The organism is Pseudoalteromonas sp. NZS127_1 (assembly GCF_015864295.1).
In the GTDB taxonomy this organism is placed as follows: Bacteria; Pseudomonadota; Gammaproteobacteria; order Enterobacterales; family Alteromonadaceae; genus Pseudoalteromonas; species Pseudoalteromonas arctica.
This window is the reverse complement of sequence record NZ_JADYXO010000006.1, coordinates 191,036-213,903: the sequence shown is the minus strand read 5'-3', so window position 1 is coordinate 213,903 and position 22,868 is coordinate 191,036. Positions and strand designations below refer to the sequence as shown.

General features: G+C 39.7%; 23 protein-coding genes and 2 tRNA genes. 5 read left to right on the top strand and 20 right to left on the bottom strand.

Annotated features, from left to right (window positions below):
• Nucleotides 1–2: 2 nt before the first annotated feature.
• The 8 genes from I6F50_RS08290 to xerD form a co-directional block, all read right to left on the bottom strand.
• A tRNA-Arg gene (locus I6F50_RS08290) sits at nucleotides 3–76 on the bottom strand.
• A 38-nt stretch (nucleotides 77–114) separates the two neighbouring features.
• A tRNA-Ser gene (locus I6F50_RS08285) sits at nucleotides 115–207 on the bottom strand.
• 128 nt (nucleotides 208–335) lie between these two features.
• Nucleotides 336–518: a hypothetical protein gene (locus I6F50_RS08280; protein WP_165727226.1), complete on the bottom strand. Its 183-nt coding sequence runs from the start codon at nucleotides 516–518 to the stop codon at nucleotides 336–338.
• Nucleotides 519–848: 330 nt separating this feature from the next.
• On the bottom strand, nucleotides 849–2,384 hold the full coding sequence (lysS, locus tag I6F50_RS08275) for a lysine--tRNA ligase (protein WP_165727225.1): 1,536 nt from the start codon (nucleotides 2,382–2,384) through the stop codon (nucleotides 849–851).
• Nucleotides 2,385–2,410: 26 nt separating this feature from the next.
• A protein-coding gene (gene prfB / locus I6F50_RS08270) for a peptide chain release factor 2 (RefSeq protein WP_165727224.1) occupies nucleotides 2,411–3,509 on the bottom strand; the annotation gives its coding sequence in 2 pieces (ribosomal slippage) (nucleotides 2,411–3,433 and nucleotides 3,435–3,509; 1,098 coding nt in all).
• A gap of 143 nt (nucleotides 3,510–3,652) precedes the next feature.
• Complete coding sequence (gene recJ / locus I6F50_RS08265; RefSeq protein ID WP_197175916.1) at nucleotides 3,653–5,374, bottom strand: single-stranded-DNA-specific exonuclease RecJ; 1,722 nt, start codon at nucleotides 5,372–5,374, stop codon at nucleotides 3,653–3,655.
• An 80-nt stretch (nucleotides 5,375–5,454) separates the two neighbouring features.
• A complete protein-coding gene (dsbC, locus tag I6F50_RS08260) occupies nucleotides 5,455–6,183 on the bottom strand; it encodes a bifunctional protein-disulfide isomerase/oxidoreductase DsbC (RefSeq protein WP_024596174.1) in 729 nt (242 codons plus the stop codon).
• A gap of 63 nt (nucleotides 6,184–6,246) precedes the next feature.
• Nucleotides 6,247–7,173 carry a site-specific tyrosine recombinase XerD gene (gene xerD, locus I6F50_RS08255; RefSeq protein WP_197175915.1) on the bottom strand — a complete coding sequence of 309 codons (927 nt, stop codon included), beginning with the start codon at nucleotides 7,171–7,173 and terminating at the stop codon, nucleotides 6,247–6,249.
• Nucleotides 7,174–7,267: 94 nt separating this feature from the next.
• Here xerD and fldB point away from each other — a divergent pair, with 94 nt between their 5' ends.
• A complete protein-coding gene (fldB, locus tag I6F50_RS08250; protein ID WP_007583764.1) occupies nucleotides 7,268–7,789 on the top strand; it encodes a flavodoxin FldB in 522 nt (173 codons plus the stop codon).
• 350 nt (nucleotides 7,790–8,139) lie between these two features.
• Here the strand turns inward: fldB and I6F50_RS08245 are convergent, their stop codons facing one another.
• The 4 genes from I6F50_RS08245 to I6F50_RS08230 form a co-directional block, all read right to left on the bottom strand.
• Nucleotides 8,140–8,607 (bottom strand): YHS domain-containing (seleno)protein, encoded by a 468-nt coding sequence (locus I6F50_RS08245; protein WP_165727221.1) that lies wholly within the window; start codon nucleotides 8,605–8,607, stop codon nucleotides 8,140–8,142.
• A gap of 139 nt (nucleotides 8,608–8,746) precedes the next feature.
• Nucleotides 8,747–9,193 carry a DUF2147 domain-containing protein gene (locus I6F50_RS08240; RefSeq protein WP_165727220.1) on the bottom strand — a complete coding sequence of 149 codons (447 nt, stop codon included), beginning with the start codon at nucleotides 9,191–9,193 and terminating at the stop codon, nucleotides 8,747–8,749.
• A gap of 154 nt (nucleotides 9,194–9,347) precedes the next feature.
• Nucleotides 9,348–11,057: a DUF4153 domain-containing protein gene (locus I6F50_RS08235; RefSeq protein WP_165727219.1), complete on the bottom strand. Its 1,710-nt coding sequence runs from the start codon at nucleotides 11,055–11,057 to the stop codon at nucleotides 9,348–9,350.
• Between the two features lie 61 nt (nucleotides 11,058–11,118).
• Complete coding sequence (locus I6F50_RS08230) at nucleotides 11,119–11,817, bottom strand: tRNA1(Val) (adenine(37)-N6)-methyltransferase (protein WP_165727218.1); 699 nt, start codon at nucleotides 11,815–11,817, stop codon at nucleotides 11,119–11,121.
• A gap of 75 nt (nucleotides 11,818–11,892) precedes the next feature.
• On the opposite strand from I6F50_RS08230, the gene srmB reads away from it, so the two are divergent.
• A complete protein-coding gene (gene srmB / locus I6F50_RS08225; RefSeq protein ID WP_166376491.1) occupies nucleotides 11,893–13,119 on the top strand; it encodes an ATP-dependent RNA helicase SrmB in 1,227 nt (408 codons plus the stop codon).
• A 272-nt stretch (nucleotides 13,120–13,391) separates the two neighbouring features.
• The gene (locus I6F50_RS08220) at nucleotides 13,392–13,712 is read left to right on the top strand and encodes a BON domain-containing protein (protein ID WP_010553266.1); all 321 of its coding nucleotides are present in this window, start codon (nucleotides 13,392–13,394) and stop codon (nucleotides 13,710–13,712) included.
• 93 nt (nucleotides 13,713–13,805) lie between these two features.
• Here I6F50_RS08220 and I6F50_RS08215 read toward each other — a convergent pair whose 3' ends face one another.
• The 3 genes from I6F50_RS08215 to yaaA all read right to left on the bottom strand — a co-directional run bounded on the left by I6F50_RS08215 (nucleotide 13,806) and on the right by yaaA (nucleotide 16,587).
• On the bottom strand, nucleotides 13,806–14,489 hold the full coding sequence (locus I6F50_RS08215; RefSeq protein WP_166376490.1) for a hypothetical protein: 684 nt from the start codon (nucleotides 14,487–14,489) through the stop codon (nucleotides 13,806–13,808).
• A 240-nt stretch (nucleotides 14,490–14,729) separates the two neighbouring features.
• Nucleotides 14,730–15,686: a mechanosensitive ion channel family protein gene (locus I6F50_RS08210; RefSeq protein ID WP_165725197.1), complete on the bottom strand. Its 957-nt coding sequence runs from the start codon at nucleotides 15,684–15,686 to the stop codon at nucleotides 14,730–14,732.
• Nucleotides 15,687–15,807: 121 nt separating this feature from the next.
• The gene (gene yaaA / locus I6F50_RS08205) at nucleotides 15,808–16,587 is read right to left on the bottom strand and encodes a peroxide stress protein YaaA (RefSeq protein WP_039488339.1); all 780 of its coding nucleotides are present in this window, start codon (nucleotides 16,585–16,587) and stop codon (nucleotides 15,808–15,810) included.
• Between the two features lie 225 nt (nucleotides 16,588–16,812).
• On the opposite strand from yaaA, the gene tal reads away from it, so the two are divergent.
• Complete coding sequence (gene tal, locus I6F50_RS08200; RefSeq protein WP_197159796.1) at nucleotides 16,813–17,763, top strand: transaldolase; 951 nt, start codon at nucleotides 16,813–16,815, stop codon at nucleotides 17,761–17,763.
• A 203-nt stretch (nucleotides 17,764–17,966) separates the two neighbouring features.
• Nucleotides 17,967–18,155: a DUF3545 family protein gene (locus tag I6F50_RS08195; RefSeq protein WP_166421303.1), complete on the top strand. Its 189-nt coding sequence runs from the start codon at nucleotides 17,967–17,969 to the stop codon at nucleotides 18,153–18,155.
• Between the two features lie 107 nt (nucleotides 18,156–18,262).
• On the opposite strand, the gene ung is transcribed toward I6F50_RS08195, so the two are convergent.
• From ung to I6F50_RS08170, 5 genes are read right to left on the bottom strand one after another with little or no spacing between them, the layout of a single operon-like run.
• The gene (gene ung, locus I6F50_RS08190) at nucleotides 18,263–18,925 is read right to left on the bottom strand and encodes a uracil-DNA glycosylase (protein WP_197159798.1); all 663 of its coding nucleotides are present in this window, start codon (nucleotides 18,923–18,925) and stop codon (nucleotides 18,263–18,265) included.
• Nucleotides 18,922–19,782 carry a cobalamin-binding protein gene (locus tag I6F50_RS08185; protein ID WP_165741362.1) on the bottom strand — a complete coding sequence of 287 codons (861 nt, stop codon included), beginning with the start codon at nucleotides 19,780–19,782 and terminating at the stop codon, nucleotides 18,922–18,924. The genes ung and I6F50_RS08185 overlap by 4 nt, the downstream gene beginning before the upstream one ends.
• Nucleotides 19,782–20,381: a cob(I)yrinic acid a,c-diamide adenosyltransferase gene (cobO, locus tag I6F50_RS08180; RefSeq protein ID WP_165722116.1), complete on the bottom strand. Its 600-nt coding sequence runs from the start codon at nucleotides 20,379–20,381 to the stop codon at nucleotides 19,782–19,784. The genes I6F50_RS08185 and cobO overlap by 1 nt, the downstream gene beginning before the upstream one ends.
• Complete coding sequence (locus tag I6F50_RS08175; protein WP_165741360.1) at nucleotides 20,374–21,858, bottom strand: cobyric acid synthase; 1,485 nt, start codon at nucleotides 21,856–21,858, stop codon at nucleotides 20,374–20,376. Before I6F50_RS08175 ends, cobO begins: the two co-directional genes overlap by 8 nt.
• Nucleotides 21,859–21,862: 4 nt before the next feature.
• Nucleotides 21,863–22,867, bottom strand: a complete 1,005-nt coding sequence (locus I6F50_RS08170) for an iron ABC transporter permease (protein ID WP_165727209.1) — start codon at nucleotides 22,865–22,867, stop codon at nucleotides 21,863–21,865.
• Between the last annotated feature and the right edge of the window lies 1 nt (nucleotide 22,868).

The following is a 22,868-nucleotide window of genomic DNA, read 5'->3' as shown; positions in this document are numbered from 1 at the left end:
GGTGGGCGCAGGAGGATTCGAACCTCCGACCGCTCGGTTCGTAGCCGAGTACTCTATCCAGCTGAGCTATGCACCCATACTTTAAAACTTTACAAAACACGCCATTAAAAGAAATGGTGGAGAGGGAGGGATTCGAACCCTCGATAGAGCTACAAACTCTATACTCCCTTAGCAGGGGAGCTCCTTCGGCCACTCGGACACCTCTCCGTCTTGTGGGGCGTATAATAAAGATTTCAGAAAATATGTCAAACACTTTTCTACCAAAAACGACTATATGGTTACAGATTGCACATATGCTTGGTTTAAAAGTGTAATTAGTTTGAAATTTAAGCGGGTTACGTATTTTTATTTGAAGGATTAACACCTAGCACAGGAACTAAGTCATCCGTTAACTGAGCCAAATACTGTTCTTGGTAACCTAATTGTTGAAATTCGGCAATACAAGCACGGTAGTAAGCATCTCGTTCTTGCTCTGTTGTGCATTCTTCTGATAAATCATCTACTCGTTTATCTTTCATACTATTATTCTAAGTCCTTTAAGAATCTATATTAACTGCTAAATACTAAGCAGTTTAAATTTCGTGCGTATTTTAGCTAAAACCTTTACATTAATACAACATATGTTTAAAAAACAATCATACTAAAAAGTTATAGCACTGTTAGTTTTAATATTAAAACTGCCAATAACAATAAATTAGCGAAGCTGAATTGCACATTAACCAGCACTAATAACTACATTTAATTTTTAGTGTAGTACTTATTAACTAAAATAACAAAAGCCGATTTAAAAAACAAAAAAACGCCGCTATTAAGCGGCGTTTATTAACTTACTTTGTTCTACCAAAAGCTTAGTCAGCTTGTGGACGCATATGCGGGAACAGAATAACGTCTTTAATTGTTGATGAATCAGTAAACAACATTACTAAACGGTCAATACCAATACCTTCACCTGCAGTTGGCGGTAAGCCGTACTCAAGTGCGCGTATGTAGTCTTCATCGTAATGCATTGCTTCATCATCGCCTGCGTCTTTCTCTTCAACTTGGCGAGTAAAGCGCTCAGCTTGATCTTGTGCATCGTTAAGCTCAGAGAAACCATTTGCAAGCTCACGACCGCCAACAAAAAATTCAAAACGGTCTGTAACAAATGCATTGTCGTCGTTACGGCGTGCAAGTGGCGATACTTCCCACGGGTAGCCAGTAATAAACGTAGGTTGAATAAGCATGTGCTCTGCTGTTTCTTCAAATATTTCACACAAGAACTTACCAGGCCCCCAAACGCAGTTTTCAGGAATTTTAACGTGCACTTGTTTAGCGTACGCTTTTAATTCGTCAAAGTGGTTTTCTGGGTCATTAAATACCGCAGCATCAAACTCAGGGTTATATTTTAAGATAGCGTCCGCCATGCTTAAACGTGTAAACGGTTGGCCAAAGTCGTACTCTACTGAGTCAATCACTTCGCCGTTTTCGTCTTTAGTTGTATTAACTACAACTGCACTACCAAGTACGTTTTCTGCAACTGTACGTAGCATGTCTTCGGTGATGTTCATCAGGTCGATGTAATCAGCGTATGCTTGGTAAAACTCAATCATTGTGAATTCTGGATTGTGACGCGTAGATAACCCTTCGTTACGGAAGTTACGGTTAATTTCGAATACACGATCAAAACCACCTACCACTAAGCGCTTTAAGTAAAGCTCAGGCGCTATACGTAAGTACATGTCGATATCAAGCGCGTTATGGTGAGTTACAAACGGACGCGCAGATGCACCGCCAGGTATAACCTGTAGCATAGGTGTTTCTACTTCCATAAAGTCACGGTCTGCTAAAAAGCGACGAATGCCTTCAACTACTTGCGAGCGAATACGGAATGTTTCGCGCGTTGCTTCGTTGGTAATTAAATCAACGTAACGTTGGCGGTACTTTGTTTCTTGATCTGATAAGCCATGGAATTTTTCAGGCAACGGACGAAGTGACTTAGTTAATAATTGATACTCAGTCATTTCTACGTATAAATCGCCTTTACCCGATTTATTTAGCGCACCTTTAACACCAATAATATCGCCAGTGTCTAGTTGACCATATTTTTCTTTAAGATCTTTTTGAACATCTTTAGATGCATACGCTTGTACGCGACCTTTCATGTCTTGAATTACAAAAAACGGTCCACGCTTTGCTAAAATACGGCCAGCGATAGACACAACTTCTTGCATCTCTACTAATTCTTCTTTGCTCTTATCACCAAACTGGGCTTGCAAATCAGCCGTGTAATGCTCACGACGGAATTGGTTTGGATGACCGTTGGCTGGGCAATTTTCGCGTATAGCGTCTAACTTGCCGCGACGCTCAGCGATTAACTTGTTTTCGTCTTGGATTTTATCAGTCATTTTTTAGCTCTTTATTAGCTTGGTGGTTATAGGCCAGATTTAAGGCTGGCTTCAATAAATTTATCTAAGTTACCGTCAAGTACCGATTGGGTATTACGGTTTTCAACGCCTGTGCGTAAATCTTTAATGCGTGCGTCATCAAGTACGTATGAACGAATTTGACTACCCCAACCAATATCAGATTTCGCGTCTTCTTGCGTTTGTTTTTCAGCATTTTGCTGTTGTAGCTCAAGCTCAAATAATTTAGCTTTTAACTGCTTCATCGCTTGGGCTTTATTTTTATGCTGCGAACGCTCGTTTTGACACTGTACTACGGTATTTGTTGGTACGTGCGTAATACGAACCGCCGATTCGGTAGTGTTAACGTGCTGACCACCCGCGCCTGATGCACGGTAAACGTCTATACGTAGGTCTGACGGATTCATATCAATTTCAATATTATCGTCAACTTCTGGGTATACAAACGCAGAAGCAAATGAGGTATGACGACGACCACTTGAATCAAATGGGCTTTTACGCACTAAGCGATGCACGCCCGTTTCGGTACGTAACCAACCGTAAGCATATTCGCCAACAAAGCGAACTGTTGCGCCTTTAATACCAGCAACATCACCGTCGGTCGCTTCAACTAGCTCAACTTTAAAGCCTTTAGCTTCGCCCCAACGTAAATACATACGTAGTAAAATATTACACCAGTCTTGAGCTTCAGTACCGCCAGAGCCAGATTGTAAATCAAGGTAAGCATCATTTGAGTCGTGAGGACCGCTAAACATACGACGAAACTCTAAACCTTCTAACTGCTCGTTTAAATCAGCAAGTTCAGTTTGTGCTTCAACAAAGGTATCTTCGTCTTCAGCTTCTACTGCTAGCTCAAGTAAGCCTTCAACGTCGTCTGTACCGGCTACAAGGTTGTCGATTGTTTCAACAACCGCTTCCAATGCTGATTTTTCACGGCCAAGCGCTTGTGCGCGTTCAGGCTCATTCCATACGGCTGAATCTTCAAGCTCGGCGTTAACTTCTTCTAAGCGTTCTTGTTTAAGAGCGTAGTCAAAGGTACCCCCGAAGCAATTCAGTACGTTCGCGAATTTCCTTGATTTGATTAATCACAGGATTCACTTCAAACATGTACATCACTCCAAAATGGCTAGGTAATTGCGCCCCTTAAAATGGGATTTTCGCAATAAATTATCGTCAAATGATAAAAACGCCCGATTTTAACAAAAAACCGCGCGCTTTATTAGCATTTTATGCATGATATTACATATTTTTTAGTGCACTTTTTCAAGCTCTCTAACTATTAATTGCAGCGTAAATTTACCTCTAAACTCATTTATATCGAGCTGGTACGCTACTTTTACAAATTTAGCCTCGGTGTCGGGCCATTCTTTTACATCAATACCAAATGCGATGGCGTCAACTAATCGACCTGATTGATGTTTTAACACCAGCTTTAAATGTTTTTCGCCAACTATGCGCTGCTGTATTATTTCAAAGGTATGCTCAAACACCGGCTCAGGAAATTGCTGTCCCCATGGGCCAGATTGCTTTAATAGCTGGGCAAATTCCATGGTAAAGCAGTCGTTTGGCAGCTCGCCATCGGTAAACACAATACAGCGTTTACTTTCTTCGCTAAGTTGAGCGCTCACTGCGGCATCAAACGCTATTTTAAAGTCGTTAAAGTGCTGCTCGTTAATACTTAAACCAGCAGCCATTGCATGGCCACCAAATTTATTAATTAAGTGCGGATCGGCAGTATTAAGCCCTTCAAGTAAGTCGCGCATGTGCAGCCCTTCAATAGAGCGGCACGAGCCTTTAATTTCACCATTTTCTCCACCAGCAAATATAACGGTTGGGCGGTGGTATTTTTCTTTTAAGCGGCCGGCCAAAATACCAATAACGCCTTGGTGCCAATCATCTTGAAATAAACAAATTGCATCAGGAATGTTATCGTCGCTAAATGCGAGTCTATCGAGTACAGCTTGCGCTTCTGCTTGCATGCCCTGCTCTATTTCGCGCCTTGCAAAGTTTAAGCTATCGAGTTCGCCCGCTATGCTGCGAGCTTGATTTATATCGGTACTGAGTAAGCACGCTATACCCAAACTCATATCGTCTAATCGCCCTGCTGCGTTTAAACGCGGGGCAAGCGAAAAACCAAAGTCGCTAGCACTCAAACGTGCGGCATTGCGGTTAGCCACTTCAATAAGGGCGGTAATACCTGGGCGTGTTTTACCACTGCGAATACGTGCTAAACCTTGATGCACCAACGTACGGTTATTTGCATCAAGTGCCACTACATCGGCAACCGTACCAAGCGCTACAATATCGAGTAAATTTGCAAGGTTAGGTGGCGACTGTTGCTCAAAATAACCTAAGTCTCGCATTACGCTTCTCAGTGCTATTAGTAAGTAAAAAGCAACGCCAACGCCTGCAATCGATTTAGACGGAAAATCACATTCATGCCTATTTGGATTTACTATTGCATCTGCATTTGGCAGTTGCTCACCTTGTAAGTGGTGATCTGTTACCAGCACTTTTATGCCAACCGCTTTTAAAATATCAATACCGGCAATACACGATATGCCGTTATCTACGGTGATCACTAAATCAGGTTTTATTTGTACTATTTGCTCTGCAAGTGCGGGGCTTAAGCCATAACCTAAGCTAAACCTGTCAGGAATTAAGTAATCTAAATGCTTAAAGCCAAACATCTCAAGGCCTTGCATTAAAGTTGCAGTGCTTGTTGCGCCATCGGCATCAAAGTCGCCAACTATTAAAATATGGCTTTGTGCTTTTAATGCTTCAATTAATAAGTCACTGGCTTTGTCGATGTCTTTAAACAATTTAAAGTCGTGAAGCGTCGCTACGCTGTTATTTAGCTCTTCGGCATTGAATACATTGCGGTTAGCATAAATTTGTTTAATTACAGGGTGTAAATTACTCGGGAGATGCGAGTCGTCAACGTTTTCACGCGCAATGATTAGTTTTTTCATGCAGAGTTTTAACTTATTGAGTCGTATTAAAAAGACAAAAAAAGGCCATTAAGGCCTTTTTAATAATGCTACGCGTTTAATTACGACGCTTTGTTAGCTTCTAATGCTGCTTTTAATGCCGCTGCTGGCTGATAACCAGGGATCATCGTGCCATCTTCTAAAATAATAGCGGGCGTGCCGCTAATACCAAAGCTTTGACCAAGTTGGTAATGCTCTGCAACTGGCGCGCTACAACCTGCAACTACTTTAGTACTTGTGCCCGATTTAGCTTCTGTAAGTGCTTCTTGCTGATCGCGTGCACACCATACATTCATTAAATCTGCGTAACCAGAACCTTGCAGTCCACCACGTGGAAACGCTAAGTACTTAACGGTAATACCCGCATCAAGTAAATCGTCTAACTCACGGTGTAATTTACGACAGTAACCACAGCTAATATCGGTAAATACAGTAATGCTGTGTTTTTCGTTTGGTGCTTTGTACACAATCATCGATTCTTCGTATTCTTTAAGACCTTCAACACGCACGCCATTTAATGCTTGCTCTGTTAGGTTATTACGATTATTTAAATCAATTAACGTACCTTGCATTAAATATTGACCATCTGGACTTGCGTAAAGCACGCCCTTATTAGTGATCAATTCTTTTAAACCCGCTACGGGGCTTGGATTAATTTGCTTTACAGTTACACCAAGCTCGGCAAATTTAGTAATAATAGGATCATTAGCATCTGGTGTTACAGCAACGCCATTTGCAAATGCACTAATACTTGTGCACAACATGGCACCTGCTAACATTAATTTTTTCATAACTTCTCTCTATCCTAAAAATACTTAATATATTGACCGGCTTAATGATATTTAATTTCAAACTTACGCACGTGGATGATGCTGCGCATGTACCGACTTTAACCGTTCATTGGCAACATGGGTATAAATTTGCGTCGTTGATAAATCGCTATGGCCCAACATCATTTGTACCACACGTAAATCTGCCCCATGATTTAATAAGTGCGTAGCAAAAGCATGACGCATAGTATGGGGCGATAAGGGAGACTCAACTGCTGCCAAAATAGCATAGTGTTTAATTCTATGCCAAAAGGTTTGTCGCGTCATGCCTACTCCGCGTTTAGACGGGAACACAAAATCGGTGGCGTGTTTTATCATTTGCGCACGCCCACCCTTTAAAAATTGCTCAAGCCAATACATGGCTTCTTCACCCAGTGGAACTAAGCGCTCTTTATTACCTTTACCTTTTACAAACACCACTGCTTGGCGCAAATTAATTTGCTCCATGCGCAGGCCAACAAGCTCACTTACACGCAAACCCGTTGCATAAAGTAGCTCTAGCATGGCTTTATCGCGCAGTCCCATCGCTTCTTCGGTATTAGGCGCATTTAATAATGCCTCAACTTCGGCCTCTGAGAGTGTTTTAGGTAACGACTGCCCTGCTTTTGGCTGAGAAATATTTAGCATGGGGGTGTCGCTAATTAGTTTTTCGCGCACAAAGTACTGATAAAAACGCTTAAGCGCACTAATGCTACGTGCCGTACTGCGTGGTTTTAATCCTAAATCGACTCGGTGCGCTAAGTAACTCTCTACATCAAGCCCTGTTACCGTCATTAAATTTTGCCCTTTTAAAAATAGGCAAAACTTATCTAAATCACTGCGATAAGCACTTAATGTGTTTTCGCTTACGCCTTGCTCTAAGTACAGGCTATCTAAAAAGGTTTCTAGGTAGTCGCTATTACTGCTCATACTGCTGTTATTTTCAAAAGAATCGTCAGATAGCGTTGTCACATTATGCTCTCATGCTTTGCTAAGGTATCAATTAAAAATACCTTACGGTAAACTTGAGCCTATCATATCAGGCAATTACACAGTGATAAATACGATGCAAATTGGTTTATTTTTTGGTTCTACTACGTGCTACACCGAAATGGCAGCAGAAAAGATTCGCGACATTATTGGTGCCGATATAGTTACCCTGCACAATATTAAAGACGAGCCACTAAAAAATGCAGAGCAGTATGACTTTATCATCTTTGGTATTTCAACATGGGATTTTGGTGAAATACAAGAAGACTGGGAGTCAAAGTGGGACGACATAGCCGACGTAAACCTAAATGGTAAAACCATTGCTTTATTTGGCATGGGCGATCAACAAGGTTACGGGCAGTGGTTTCAAGATGCGCTAGGCATGCTACACGACGAAATAAATACGCAAACATTTACTCAACTTGGTTTTTGGCCAAACGACAGTAGTTACGAGTTTGAAGCTTCAAAAGCATTAACGCCTGATGGCAAACAGTTTGTAGGACTCGCACTCGACGAAGACAGTCAATACGAGCTAAGCGACGACCGTATTGCAACGTGGGTTGAACAGGTAATGACTGAATACGGCGAAACGCTTTAATTTACTTATCAATACTGACAAATAAAAAGCAAAAAGCCCGCAACTAGTTTAGCTGCGGGCTTTTTAATTAGGGCGTGTTGATCTTTGGTGGGTGAATTTGCAGCAGTATGTTTGGTTTTTAGGCAAGGCAGAGCCTATGTAGTGTGGTTATTCCCCATAAATAGGCGATAACGCAGCATAAATGCCAAACATGCACTGCCCTCTGGGTTCTTTTTAGGGGCGATCAACTCTTTGTTGCTCGGTTTTTACTTAGCCCACTAGGTTACAAACCTCGCGCCGCGATTTAATCGCCCCTAGATTGAACAAATTTCAATCCACAAAGATCAACACGCCCTAGCAATATGAGTAATTTATTGAAACGTCATAACATTGGTTGTTTGTGGGTAGTACCCATCGGCCATAACAATGTACGGCAGTAAATTACTTAGCCATTTTTGCTGTACGCTTTGGCTGTAATTTAAGTAAAGCTTACCTTCGTGAATATAAAATGCTTCTGGGTCTATACCTACAGCATTGCCCTCATCGGCCATCGCATAAGCGCACCATCCACCGTATTGCGGTGCATAACGCTTAGGGTCTTCTGCAAATGTGGTTTTGTTTTCTTCACTCGAAAAATGCCAGTCGGCACCTAAATAATTAAATGTGTATTTACTGCTGCCTTTAACTGCTTTATTTTGGGTAAAGTAAGCAACGCTATCGTACCCTTTAATAGCTGTGTTATTAAACCACCCCGTATTTACAGCATCATCCTTTGCATTTGCTACACCGCTTATTAACAGTGTGCTTAGCATCATTAAAGCAACTACGTACTTAATCATCTTCTTTCCTTTATTATTTACTCAAAATTTAATGCCAATTAAATATGGCTGGCTTAATGAGTAAGAAAGGCAAAGCGCAAAAATGATTTCAGTTAACGGTTAATTATTTAACGCCCAGTAATTAAATAAGCAGTAAAACTTACTCTACTCTTACCCAATATTGGTTGCGGTAAAAAAAGCCAATGTAGCCGCGTACTTCAAGCTTTTTACCTTCCTCTTGCGGGGTTAGTTGTAAGGTATAAGTTTTGCCATTTGTTGGGTCGAGTATTTCACCGTCTCCCCAGATGCCATCATCCTGTGCTTTTACATCTTTAATAATAGTCATGCCAAGAATAGGTTGGTCTTTTAACTCATCATCGCATTTACTGCATATATCGTTTTGTTTTGCAGGATCAATGATTTTGTCAACGGTACCGCTTAATACACCGTTGGTTTGAGTAATACGTACATACGACTTAGCTTGGTTTGTATCTTCATCAATGGTTTTCCAAAGGCCTACTGGCGTAATAGCAGCAAACACACCTTGGCTTGCAAAAATGGTGGCTGTTAACGTGCTAAGTAATACTAATTTATTTAACTTTTTCATTATGTTGCCTTTTAAATTAAGTGGCTAATGGCTAAATCATATCAGGTGATTTATAAACACACTATTAAAGCATCTTACCTAAAAGCAAAAAACCTAAACTAATAATCATTAGTTTAGGTTTAAGGGGCTGTAGCATAAAAAACAAAGTAACGTATTACCTCACTTTAAAAACAACATCCCCTATTTTTAGATTTGAATATTCAGGCTCAACTAAAGATAATTCATTATTATCAATCATGCTTTTAAGGTATCTAATCTCTTCAGGATTTTCGACATTCATATACTTTGAGCGCCACTTACCCATGTCGAATAACCAGAAATATGCGGCTATATTTTCATTACTTTCGTCAATCACTATAAAATCTAGCTCATCATCTTTGTTTAAATCCATGCCAATGAAATAGTAAGTATGTTCTTTTAAAGAGTTACGATCGTAAAAATGTTGTTCAGAAAATACTGCCTCTATTAAGCCTTGGGGTATTAGCGCTTGTGATGGCCAAAATACACTGCGCTCAATAAAATCATCGATTGTGTGTTCAAGCGTTAAAGCAAACTCATTATTTACATACATCCTATCGATAATAGCGTATTGCTCTGGGTGACTCGTTTCAATTTTCTGTTTTAATAACTGCATAGCTAAATAACCTTGACGACCTAAGCTGTACTCAAAATAGTAATAATCAAACTTTTCTACTGTTACTTTACCTGCATCTAAACGCGCTATTTGGCTGTTTGTAGATAAGCTTTGAAAGTTTAATAAAGGAGAGTTAACAACAAGCATACTTACAAGTACAACCCAGCCCATCACAATATTTATTTTGCTAAGCGGCTCTAGCCAATTATCTCTCTTTGTAATTATTCCAACAAGATAACTAAACGAAAAACACGCCAATAAAAACCAAATTAAAATACCCCAACAACGATCTACCGTTAGCCCATGCTGATCTACCCGTAAGTAAATTCCATAGGCAGAAATAACACTATAAACGGGAAGTAACGCAACGCTTATAAAAACGAGTCGATGCAAGAGCAAGTAATAAGGGCGAACTGATGAGTCATCTTTATAAACTGTATTAACAAAAAATAAGGTGAGCACCTGCAGCCACATTACTAACAAACTACCACTTCCGGTTTCCCATAATTTATTGAGCCCGGTAAAAGGAAGTGTTGCTAAAAAACCGAGAGAAATAACTGATAAAACAGGAAGTAAAAACTTAATTAAAGTTTGTAGTAAAAAAGCGATATTATCTTCAATGTTCAAAAGCTTTCTAAATATGATACTCGCAAAGGCAAATGCGAGCGTTAAGATTGGGATCCAAAACCATTCATTTCTTAGTAGCTCAGAGAAAAATTCTATATCTAAAATATCAAATAAAGCCGCACCTAAATTTAGAATTCCCCAAAAAATAAGCACGAACAGCCAGCATTCCCCAAAAATTATAAAATTGCGCCAAGAAAGCTTAAACAAACGACTGTAGCTAACATTTTCCGAACTACCAAATTGTTGAATGTACATAAGGCCTTTAAAGCCAGCTATTAAACTAGTAAAAATAAAAGCTGACATTAAAGTGTTATTACTTACGTACTCTTGAGGCTCTTGCTGAAAGCCTGCATACGCACCCAGTAAAGATAACAACAAGGAAAAAGGAAGGATTAAAAGTAACGACGTTTTTATATTATTTTTATTAACAGTCATTAGCATTAATAAAGGAAAGCTCATAGAAAATGTAATAAGTGAGACTAGCCATGTAGGGCTTGTTGCTGGCCACACATTGTTTTCTATACTGCTATATAAAAGAGTAAGAGCAATAGCCTGTAATACAGCAAGTGTAATTATAAAGGGTTTAGGTATCTGACTATCCATATCTGTTCTCAGCGATAAGTTTTAGTTAGTTTGCGTTATTCGTTCCTATTTTACAATTGCTTCACATTTTCAAATAAAATGCTTTGCACAGGGCTATATAATCAGCCGTGTAGGTATTATCTAAGTTTCTAATACACAGTGTTGATGATTCTATATCGCTTTTTACGTAGCTAAATGTCATTAAACTGCGGCTAATATCTTTATTTGGCGTGGCTTTCACTTGGCAATGAGTATTTAAATAAAGCCCATTTTGAGTAGCAAGCTCAATAAATAGCACGCCTTCAACTCTCGGGAGTATTAAGCTAAAGCGAGAGCTTCTATGGCTTAAACGTTTAAACGCATTAATTAACTCTTCAAAACTTAGGCCGTCGGTATGGCGTGCGGTATTACGCGCAACATTATCGCCTTTTAAACTGTGATTAAAATACGGTGGATTAGAAATAACCACGTCAAATTTAACTTCACTACTAAAGCTTTGAATAGTTTGGTGCGTAATACTTATAGTTGGCCACGGGCTATTAGCTACATTTTGTAATGCTTGGGTATAGGCGCTTTCGTCAATTTCTACCGCAGTTATATCAAGCTCATTACTGCGCTGCTTACACATTAGTGCTAGTAAGCCGGTGCCGGTGCCTATATCAAGTAATGACTTTGCACCGCTTAAATTAGCCCATGCGCCAAGCAAAATGCCATCGGTAGAAACTTTCATTGCACAGTGGTCGTGTTCAACTTTAAATTGTTTAAATACAAAACCAGACATTTTTTCACCTTTTCATTCACCAAGCGCAGCATAGCGCGTATAATCAGGGTAATTGTCCCTTATTTTAGACACTCTATGCAATTTTCTGAATTTGATCTTGATAACAAGCTACTCGATGCCATTAATAAAATGGGCTACGAGACGCCAACCAGCATTCAACAACAAGCTATTCCTGAAGCACTACAGGGGCGCGATATTTTAGCATCTGCGCCTACTGGTACAGGTAAAACAGCGGCATTTTTAATTCCGGCTATTCAGTACTTACTGGATTTCCCACGTCGTGACCCTGGTTTTGCGCGCGTACTCGTTATGACCCCGACTCGTGAGCTGGCTTATCAAATTCATGAACAATGTGAACTGCTAGCTAAACGCACACACCTAAAAATTGGTGTAGTAACAGGCGGTATTAACTACGGCACGCATAAAGAAATTTTTGAAAAAAATAATGATATTTTAATCGCCACACCAGGTCGATTAATGGAATACCTAGAAACCGAAAACTTTCATGCTGAACACGTAGAAATGCTTATTATTGATGAAGCAGATCGCATGTTAGATATGGGTTTCAAAAAAGAAATGAGCCGTATTTGTGACGAAGCTAAAAATCGTCGCCAATGTTTTTTATTCTCAGCAACACTTGAAGGTGACAGCGTAGAAAGGTTTGCTGAAAAAACATTAAGCGACCCAGCTCTATTAGAAGCCGAATCGTCACGTAAAGAAAAAGCTAAAATTCACCAATGGGTACATTTAGCCGACGATTATCATCACAAACTTGAATTATTAGTTAATACGCTAAAAAACCCTGACGTAACTAAAGCGATTGTGTTTGTTAAAACTCGCGAACGCTTAGAAACATTGATTGGCGAACTTACAACTAATGATGTAAAAGCGGCGTGGTTACGCGGCGAAATGCCACAAGACAAACGTATGAAAGCCATGGAAAACTTCCACAGTGGCAAAACAAGCATATTAGTTGCTACCGACGTAGCTGCACGTGGTATTGATGTATCTGACATCAGCCACGTTATTAACTTTGATATGCCGCGTACTGCCGACGTATATGTACACCGTATTGGTCGTACTGGCCGTGCTGGTAAAAAAGGGATAGCAATATCGCTAGTTGAAGCACACGATATTGGTATTTTATATAAAGTAGAGCGCTACGTTGAACAAAAATTAAAACGCCGTGTAATTAGAGGTGTCGAGCCACAGCATAAAGAAGCTAAGCCACCGGCTAAAAAACGTAAAGATCCAGTAAAAATGAAAGCCAAGAAAAAGGCTAAGGTTAAAAAGAAAAAGTAACCTAAAACATTTTTATACTAAGCCGACTTTTGTCGGCTTTTTAATGCAAGCCTTGCAGGCTCTGCTGTTTGTACCTGTTACATATGTAACCCAAGCATGTAACTCATACTCATTTAAATGTAATTTTTGCCCACCTGAATTCCCACTTAATAAAATTCCCTTATATTTCATAGCGTTAATATTGGCACCGAAATTGTAACTACAAAGATAACCTAGCCGATGGAATTTCCATATTGTGGCTGCACTATTCACCGTAATGTAAGGATTAAGTTATGAACCGCTTCAAGTTAACTATCGCTTTAGTATCATTTTGTTGTTTATTTTTATTAGCTTGCGCTACAAAAGTAAGTGCAGCAACCAACATGGCCGTAGTAAGCAGTGTAGCCACTCAACCTAACTTACAACAAGCTATCACCAACACCCTACGAACTAATCCTAACCTAGCGTTAAGTGATATTCGCGTGCAGGTAAAAAATGGTGAAGTAGATTTATACGGTGAAGCACAAACTGGTTTTCAGCGCGCACTGGCTCAAAAGTTTTTAGAAAATATGGATGGGGTTAAAATCATTCGTAACAAAATTAGCGTTATTTAATACGCACCACATAAACTTATTTGTATAACTAATTCATAAGCGCGGCTTGTTACTCCAACACAAGCTGCGCTTTTTTATGTTTATTTTTTGTAGTTATTTCAATTTATCTAGTTGTTGAATAACATCACTTAATTTAAAACTACTTTTTTGTGAATTAAAACTTTCAACAAAAACTTCTTTAAAACTGCTTACCGTAGAATCTTCATTTAGCTCAAAAGGAAAACCCTTAAGTTCCTTTGTTTTTGGGTTAAACTTATAAACAAAATTGTCACCACTTAAACCCGCTGAAAAAACGTAATGATGATTATCAACCCATCCTGCCGCGCCATGAAATAGAGCAATATTTATTTTATCGTTTTGAGTATGTACGCCGACTTTAACTACATTATTTTTATTGAATGCGGCTTTTGTTATCTCTTTACTGGGGATAAACCAAAACCCTTTTGTATTACCCACAAACACAGCTAAATATTCATTATCAGGTGACCAAGTGATAACGTTACTTTCATAACTTTTTCTAGGGCATAAAACATCATCTGAGCTACAAAACTCTCGTAACTTCTCTTTTTCAATATATGCCGCTTTATTTGGTAAGATTAATGTAGAGGTAAGGTTTTTGTTTTTATCGAGAAAAAGTATTTCAGCGGTATTGTTATCTATATTTAATTTATAACTCACATCATATTTAGCATTATATTCGTTACCTACTGAAATAAAGCTAATAACTAGGCTTGAAAATAAAATTATTTTTGTAAACCATTTAATCCTTAACTTCATTTGTTTGTAACCCTAATATCTAAAAAAAATACACCTTGTATAACCAATAATTGCATAATAAATAGATAAAAGGGAAACTTACCTTATAAAAAATACGTTACAAAATCTGCTGGAGAAAATAATTAATGAATAAAGAAAAGTGACTTGAACTAATTAAAAAGCGCATTTTTTACTCTGTAAAAATGCGCTGTTGGTAAGTAACTATTTCCCAATGCTTTTGCCTAATGAGCTTTAACTAAATTACTCACTTTGGTTAGAGTCAGTACCGTCGCTACTGTCTTTATTTGATGACTGCTGGCTTATTTTGTCGCTTATCATGGCATCGAGTTTTTCGCCGCCTTTAATACCAAAATCTAAAGTACGAATTGGGAATGGAATACTAATGTCAGCCTCATCGAGTGCCTGCTTAACGGCAACAACACCTTTGTGGCGTACCGTCATAAAGTCAGGCTCACCTGGGTATTTAATCCAAAACCACACCAGTAAGTTAATGCTGCTGTCGCCAAAACCTTCGGCGTATACAGCGGTTTCGTCTTTACGTATTACGAAGTCAAATTCATTTATTTTTTCGACGATGACGTCCTTTGCTTTTTCTATGTCGTCGCCGTACGAAATACCTACAGGTACTTCTATGCGCCTAACACCTAGCGTGGTGTAATTTTTTAGTACATTTCTAAATAATACTTTGTTTGGTACCAGTATTAACTGCCCATAAAAGCTCTCTATTAGCGTGTTACGTAGGTTTATAGAATGTATTGAACCAAACACGTCATCGGTTTCTATTACGTCGCCTGTTTTGAATGGTTTGCGTACACCCATAGCAATACCGGCTATTAAGTTTTCGGTCATATCCTGAAAAGCAAAACCAATTGCTAAACCAACAATACCCGCACCAGCAAGCAGTGAGGTAACAGTGCCTTTTAAGCCAACAAAATCGAGCGCTATAAATAAGCCTATACACAACACAATAACTTTAAAAATTGACGCCATTAAGTCGGCAATTTGTTTTGAGTCGAGTGAGCGGCGTAATACGTTTTTCATCAGCTTGCCAGCAAAGCGTGCCAATATTGAAAACACAATTGCGATCAGTATCGCAACTATAAAATTAGGGATATGACTTATTACAACATCAAACCACCCTCCGAGCTTTTCTTCTATTAGTTTTTCGGCTTCGTCAATTGACGGAATGCTGATCATTTTATTTGCACCTATTTAATTAGTGTTCTCATTAATATTAGATGAGATTGCAAATATAACGCCAACATCAAAAAAGCCATGCAATGCATGGCTTTTAAGTTTTTTATTTAAGCTTATAAACCTAATTTTGTTCGTCGCGCATAAATACCGGCTCAAGCTCTTTAACTGTTGCCTCTGGGCTAAAGTAATAACCTGCTACCGTAAACTCTTTAAGTTGGCTTAACTGCGTTACTTTATTTTCGATAATGTAGCGCGCCATCATGCCGCGTGCTTTTTTAGCGTAAAAGCTAATTACTTTGTATTGACCGTTTTTACAGTCTTTAAAGTGTGGGGTAATAATTTGTGCATTTAATGCTTTCTTATCTACCGCTTTAAAGTATTCGTTTGAAGCAAGGTTAACTAAGTATTGCGCGTCTTGTGCTTTTAATACTTCGTTTAATTTATTCGCTATTACGCTGCCCCAAAACTCGTATAAGTTTTTGCCACGCGAGTTTTCAAGCTTGGTGCCCATTTCTAGGCGGTAAGCTTGCATTAAATCAAGTGGTTTTAATAAGCCATATAAGCCAGAAAGGATACGTAAGTGGTTTTGTGCATAATCAAGCTCGCTAGCTTTAAGCGTGCTTGCATCTAAACCGCCGTATACATCGCCATTAAAGGCAAGCACTGCTTGTTTAGCATTACTTTGTGTAAACGGCTGCGCCCACTCGCTAAAGCGTGCTGCGTTAAGCCCAGATAGCTTGTCGCTAATTTTCATTAAACTGCCAATTTGCGCTGGTGTTAGTTCACGGCATACTTTCATGAGCTCTTCGCTGTGCTCTAGTAATTCAGGCTGAGTGAACTTGTCTGTTGCGGGTGGCGTTTCGTAATCAAGATTTTTTGCAGGTGAAATAACAGTGATCATAGTTAGCTATTGACTTGTAATTTATTTAGTGTCAATTTCAACATTAAATGAAACGAAAAGCACGTTTTGTTTAAATAAATCCTCTCTTAATAACCCATGCATTGCCGTTTTTTTATTGATCAGGACATAAGACCTATCAAGCATTGTCACACTGTTGCAGTATGGATTGTATATATTAAGAGTGATTAGATTATTCTTTTAACTTGCTTGGAATGAGGAAAGCAAATGACTTCAGCTCTACAAAGGCTAAAACAACATTCATCTATCGTGGCCGACACTGGCGATATTGAAGCGATCAAAAAGCATCAACCAGAAGATGCAACAACAAACCCGTCGCTTTTATTAAAAGCGAGCGAGATTGAAGCTTATAAGCCTTATCTAAATAAAGCTTGGAGCTATGCAAAAGAAACCGAGCAAGAGCCAGCTAAACAACTTGAACTAGCATGTGATTACTTTGCCGTATTACTAGGTAAAGAAATTAGCGAGATTGTACCTGGTTATATTTCTACTGAAGTAGATGCACGCCTTTCGTTTAATACGCAAGCTACGATTGATAAAGCACATACTCTACTTAGCCTTTACGAAAAAGAAGGCGTAAGCAAAGACAAAATTTTAATTAAAGTTGCGTCTACATGGGAAGGTATTAAAGCCGCTGAGCAGCTAGAAAAAGAAGGCACTAAATGTAACCTTACTTTATTATTTAGCGATGCCCAAGCCCGCGCGTGTGCCGATGCAAATGTATTTTTAATTTCGCCATTTGTTGGCCGTATTTTAGATTGGCACGTTGCTAACGGCATGGAAAAACCAACCGATCCGCTACAAGATCCAGGTGTTCAGTCTGTACGCAGCATTTTTGAATTTTACAAACGTCATGACTACAAAACAGTTGTGATGGGTGCAAGTTTCCGTAATACAGGCGAAATTATTGCACTTACAGGTTGTGACAAGCTAACTATTAGCCCTAATCTTTTAGAAGATTTAGGTAACTTAGAAGGCGCACAAGAATACTTGCTAGAAAGCGATGTTCCACAAGAGCCAAAACCAGAGCCTTTAACAGAAGCACAGTTCCGTTGGTTACATAACCAAGATGCTATGGCTACTGAAAAACTAGCTGAAGGTATTCGCTCTTTTGCTGATGCACAAGAACAACTGGAAGCACGTTTTAAAGCAATGTAATTTGCTTTAAACATACTTTAAAAAGCGTCGCTATTGCGGCGTTTTTTTATGCCTAAAATACGCTATTCCTTAATATAAATATTGATATAAACCTTCATCAATTCATCACATCTTCGTAACATTACTGTCACTTTTTTGTTCTATTTTAGCTAGGCCTGTGGTATAGGTATTCTTGAGGTCAATAAAATCAATAGGAGAAGTACATGGATAGCCTAAACGATATATTAGAGATATTAGAAGGACCAGATACAACAAGGAAAACCTCTCAGAAAAATAAAAAAAGAAAATGGCGGGAAATAGAAGCAATAAAAGACAAACACCGCTTACGTAAAGAATTACAGGAATATGATTTTTTTACAGACAGTATTGCGATTGATGAGCTAAATTTTTAATCCAATACGCCCCAACTAAACAAAAAGGCTTTCATTATATGAAAGCCTTTTTTAATGCGCTGAAATTAGCTGTATGAGATAAATTTATTATTCAGAGCCCAGGTTATTTACACCTGCCAGTTAATCGGCTTTTTATCTTGGGCTTGTAATAGCTCATTCGTTTTTGAAAAATGCTGACAACCAAAAAAGCCTCTATGCGCCGAAAGTGGCGATGGGTGCGGCCCTTTTAAAACATGATGGCGAGCGCTGTCTATGCCCTTACCTTTTTTCTGTGCATGTGCGCCCCATAAAATAAAGACTACACCTTCGCAGTGTTCATTAATGTGCGCTATTACGTTATCGGTAAATTGCTCCCACCCTAAATGCTTATGGGAATGCGCTTGCCCTTGCTCAACGGTCAGTACGGTATTAAGTAAAAACACGCCTTGATCTGCCCAACTTTGCAAGTAACCGTGATCAGCAATAGTAAAACCAGTAATGTCGGTAGCTAACTCTTTGTACATATTTTTAAGCGACGGCGGCAGCTTTTTTACATCAGGCAATACCGAAAAACACAAGCCATGCGCTTGCCCTTCTCCGTGGTATGGGTCTTGTCCTAAAATTACAACGCGGATGTCATTTAGTGCTGTGGCATCAAAAGCACTAAATACTTGAGGTTCAGGCGGATAAACAGCAACACCTTCATTGCGGCGATTAGCCACATACTCTAACGTTTCCTGCATGTAAGGTTGCTGTAATTCACTTTCTAAAAATGTAGCCCAATCGCTCATTGTGTACTCTTAATCTGTTTACGTGATGCGTCTATTTTATCACACATATCCGCGAGTCCATCTAGCATGCGCGGAGTAAAACGATGTAATAAATCGGCATTTACGCTAATAAATTGATCATTTTTAACAGCGGGCACTTCTGGCCACTTTTGCCAATTAACAACCGGCTGTGGCGTTTTTGATTTTTCATCAGGGATAATAATAACTTGTGGCTTAGTAACAATGACATTTTCGATACTAATTTGTGGGTAATCTGTAACGCTATCGGCAAATACATTACTTACATGGCATGTTTCAATCAGTTGGCTTATCCACGTATTTTTACTTACTGTCATCATAGGCTCAGCCCATAACTGATAAAATCCGGTAATATTTTTTTTATCTTGCTGGCTTTTAACAATCGCGTTTAGTTTTTGTGTAAATGCATTTGCCGCTTGCTGGCTTTGCTCAATATTCCCTGTAAATTCACCAAAAGTAAGTAACTCGTCGGCTACACCAGCGATTGTGGTCGGGTTACTTAAATATACTTTTATGCCCAGGCGCTCTATTTGGGCTAAATCTTCGCTTTGATTTCCGCTTTTCCACGCAATTACTAAGTCGGGTTTAAGCGCCAATACTTTTTCAAGCGAGATGCCGTAATAACCCCCTATGCGCTCAATACTTTGGGCCTCAGCAGGATAGTCGGCATAATCAACCGTGCCCACAATATTATCGCCCGCCCCTATGGCAAATAGGTTTTCAACTATATGTGGTGCAAGCGCGATTATTCGCAGTTTTTTAGAATCATTAGTCTGCTCTGCAAGTGCACTGCCCGATAAACTAAAAAGCAGCAGCCCAATAAAAAACGCTTTAAACATTAGTAATCAAACCCTTCAAGCGCTTTTATGCCTGAATCGAATGCATGTTTTACATTACGCACTTCGCTTACTGTGTCGGCAAGGTCGGTTAAAGTGCGGTGCGCTGCACGCCCTGTAATAATAACCGACTGCATTGGCGGGCGGTTATTAAGCGCTGTTACTACTTCATCTAAATCAACGTAACCGTAAGTCACCATGTAAGTAAGTTCATCGAGTAATACTAAATCAATACTGCTATCAGCAAGCATGCGTTTTGACTCTTGCCATGTTGCTTGGGCGGCTGCGGTATCAGCTTCTTTATTTTGCGTATCCCAGGTAAAACCGGTGTTCATTACAACAAACTCAACACCTGCACCTTGTAATAAATTACGCTCGCCACATTCCCAAGTACCTTTGATATACTGGCAAACGGCTGCTTTTTTACCATGACCTACGCAGCGTGCTACAACGCCAAAACCCGAGGTTGATTTACCTTTACCATTACCCGTAATCACCTGAAAAATACCTTTAACATCTTGTGCGGCAGCAACACGTGCATCCACTTGCTCTTTTACTTTTTGTTGGCGTTGTTGGTGCTTATCGTTATTTTGTTCAGTCATTATTGTGCCCTTCATAAATCGAGATAATTTGCTGTATATTTAAATGCGTTTCGCACATGGTTGCTAAGCGCTCTAACTGCTGCTCGCGGTGATCGGTAATACTAATAGGATTAATGGTAGCGCTTGGTTTTACCCATTTTAAAATTTGCGATGTCGCATCGGCTTCATCAAATAAACCATGTAAATAGGTGCCTGCAATAGCATTATCGTCACTAATAAAGCCATCAGTTTTAAAGCCATTTGGGTGGTTTTCGTCAAAGGTTAAAAACGGCTTATTAAGCGCTGCACCTTGGCTAATACCTGCATGTATTTCGTAACCACTACAGGGTGTTGATTGGTTATTTAAAAGTAGTGTAGCGGTTATTTTGGTTAATACTTTTTGTGTTGTCAGCGTGGTTTCAAAATCGCACAGAGCAAGCCCATTTACTTGCTTTAATGACGATTCAATACCATCGGGATCGTTGAGCGTATTGCCCAGCATTTGCATGCCGCCACAAATTCCAAGTACTTTGCCACCATAGCGTAAGTGGCGCTTAATTTGTAAATCCCAGCCTTCATTTTTCAAAAAGGTTAAATCCCCCAGCACGTTTTTACTGCCTGGTAGAATGATCAGATCAACTTCTGGGATCGTTTGCGTGTGGCGCACATAATTTATATTAATGTTTGGGTGCAAACGCAGTGCATCAAAATCGGTATGATTACTAATGTGTGGCACGAGCAGCACTGCAATATTAATTGTGGCATTGGTTACGTTATTATCAATTGCAACGGCGTCCTCAGCGTCAAGCGCTAGGTCGTGCAAATAAGGTAATACACCAAGTACGGGTTTGTTTGTGTATTCTTCAAGCCAATCTAGCCCGCCTTGCAGCAAACCTATATCGCCTCTAAAGCGGTTTATAACAAAGCCTTTTACGCGCGCTTGTTCTGACTCGCTTAACAACGCAAGCGTACCTACCAAATGTGCAAACACACCACCTTTATCAATATCGGCAATTATAATAACAGGGCAATCTACCTCTTCGGCGTAACCCATATTGGCAATATCGTTTTCACGCAGGTTTATTTCAGCAGGGCTCCCCGCTCCTTCAACAAGGAGTAATTCAAAGCGTTTAGCTAAGCGGTTATGTGAGGTAATTACTGCATCCATCGCGACTTTTTTATAGTCGTGATATTTGCCAGCTTCCATATTACTAATGGCTTTTCCGTGAATAATCACTTGTGCGCCCGTGTCGCTATTAGGCTTAAGTAATATAGGGTTAAAATCTATTTCGGGCTCTACTTTAGCTGCTATTGCTTGCAAAGCTTGCGCACGACCAATTTCGCCGCCATCTTTTGTTACTGCGCTATTAAGTGCCATATTTTGTGGTTTAAAAGGCGCAACCTTTACCCCTCGCTTAGCAAATACCCTGCAAAGGGCTGCAACTAAAGTGCTTTTACCTGCGTCGGAAGTAGTGCCTTGCACCATTAAGGTTTTCATGGAATTACACCCTTCGCTTTCTAAAAAACAATAAACTTAAAAAGAACACACTACCAATAGCAGCAGTAATAACGCCTACGGGCAATTCTTGGTTTTTTAGCAAGGAGCGCGAAAGTACATCAACCCACACCATAAATGTACCGCCCACTAAGCTGGTTACCAGTAAGCCAGCGATGGTGCCTTGGGATATAAAAAAGCGCACAATGTGCGGCACCATTAATCCTACAAACCCAATACCACCACACATAGCCACCAGCACAGCGGTAATTAATGAGCTCAAAACCAGCATAAGTATTCTAAAGCGCTGGACCCTAACACCTAATGTAATTGCGCTTTCATCGCCAAGTAACATAGCATTGAGTTGCCTTCTAAAGCTCAGCATTACAAACGTACACAATGTGATTACCAATAAAGGTAACCAAAGCGTAGCCCACTGCGCACGAGCAAAGCTGCCCAGTGTCCAAAATAAAATAGCGGCTACCGCCTGAGGGTCGCTCCAATAAAGCAACAAACTGGTAAATGCACTAAATAAAAATGACAGAGCAACACCAGCTAATAACATTGATTCTACCTGTGCACTTTGCTGCCTACCTGCAATAAGTATTAATAAACTCATAGCGAGTAAGCTGCCCAGCAATGCTGCTGCCGATAGCATAAAGCCTGCGCTAATGCCTGCTAGCGCCATAAGTAACACCACGCCAAATGAGGCACCCGACGATATACCAAATAAGTAAGGATCGGCTAAAGGGTTGCGCGTTACCGTTTGTAAAATAAGCCCCGCAATTGCTAAGCCAGAGCCTGCTAAAAAGGCGAGTAATGTGCGTGGCATTCTTAGTTCAAAAATAATACGCGAATTAAAAGACGCATCATTTGAGAGTAAAAAGCTATTAAATACATCTTGAAGTGAGGTCTCTGCTGCGCCAAAACTAAGTGCTGCAAATAAGCTAAATAAAGCAGCTACAACACTTATAAATAGCGCAAATGATTGGCGAGTATTAACTGCGCTCATA

Bases quoted from the DNA above. Each gene is read 5' to 3' on its own strand.
- I6F50_RS08195 (WP_166421303.1), top strand. From the start codon at position 17,967: ATGGATAGCCTAAACGATATATTAGAGATATTAGAAGGACCAGATACA.
- yaaA (WP_039488339.1), bottom strand. From the start codon at position 16,587: ATGATCACTGTTATTTCACCTGCAAAAAATCTTGATTACGAAACGCCA.
- I6F50_RS08230 (WP_165727218.1), bottom strand. From the start codon at position 11,817: ATGTCTGGTTTTGTATTTAAACAATTTAAAGTTGAACACGACCACTGT.
- recJ (WP_197175916.1), bottom strand. From the start codon at position 5,374: ATGAAAAAACTAATCATTGCGCGTGAAAACGTTGACGACTCGCATCTC.
- I6F50_RS08235 (WP_165727219.1), bottom strand. From the start codon at position 11,057: ATGGATAGTCAGATACCTAAACCCTTTATAATTACACTTGCTGTATTA.
- lysS (WP_165727225.1), bottom strand. From the start codon at position 2,384: ATGACTGATAAAATCCAAGACGAAAACAAGTTAATCGCTGAGCGTCGC.
- dsbC (WP_024596174.1), bottom strand. From the start codon at position 6,183: ATGAAAAAATTAATGTTAGCAGGTGCCATGTTGTGCACAAGTATTAGT.
- srmB (WP_166376491.1), top strand. From the start codon at position 11,893: ATGCAATTTTCTGAATTTGATCTTGATAACAAGCTACTCGATGCCATT.
- cobO (WP_165722116.1), bottom strand. From the start codon at position 20,381: ATGACTGAACAAAATAACGATAAGCACCAACAACGCCAACAAAAAGTA.
- I6F50_RS08280 (WP_165727226.1), bottom strand. From the start codon at position 518: ATGAAAGATAAACGAGTAGATGATTTATCAGAAGAATGCACAACAGAG.
- I6F50_RS08210 (WP_165725197.1), bottom strand. From the start codon at position 15,686: ATGATCAGCATTCCGTCAATTGACGAAGCCGAAAAACTAATAGAAGAA.
- I6F50_RS08245 (WP_165727221.1), bottom strand. From the start codon at position 8,607: ATGATTAAGTACGTAGTTGCTTTAATGATGCTAAGCACACTGTTAATA.
- I6F50_RS08240 (WP_165727220.1), bottom strand. From the start codon at position 9,193: ATGAAAAAGTTAAATAAATTAGTATTACTTAGCACGTTAACAGCCACC.
- I6F50_RS08175 (WP_165741360.1), bottom strand. From the start codon at position 21,858: ATGAAAACCTTAATGGTGCAAGGCACTACTTCCGACGCAGGTAAAAGC.
- I6F50_RS08170 (WP_165727209.1), bottom strand. From the start codon at position 22,867: ATGAGCGCAGTTAATACTCGCCAATCATTTGCGCTATTTATAAGTGTT.
- ung (WP_197159798.1), bottom strand. From the start codon at position 18,925: ATGAGCGATTGGGCTACATTTTTAGAAAGTGAATTACAGCAACCTTAC.
- tal (WP_197159796.1), top strand. From the start codon at position 16,813: ATGACTTCAGCTCTACAAAGGCTAAAACAACATTCATCTATCGTGGCC.
- I6F50_RS08185 (WP_165741362.1), bottom strand. From the start codon at position 19,782: ATGTTTAAAGCGTTTTTTATTGGGCTGCTGCTTTTTAGTTTATCGGGC.
- I6F50_RS08215 (WP_166376490.1), bottom strand. From the start codon at position 14,489: ATGAAGTTAAGGATTAAATGGTTTACAAAAATAATTTTATTTTCAAGC.
- I6F50_RS08220 (WP_010553266.1), top strand. From the start codon at position 13,392: ATGAACCGCTTCAAGTTAACTATCGCTTTAGTATCATTTTGTTGTTTA.
- fldB (WP_007583764.1), top strand. From the start codon at position 7,268: ATGCAAATTGGTTTATTTTTTGGTTCTACTACGTGCTACACCGAAATG.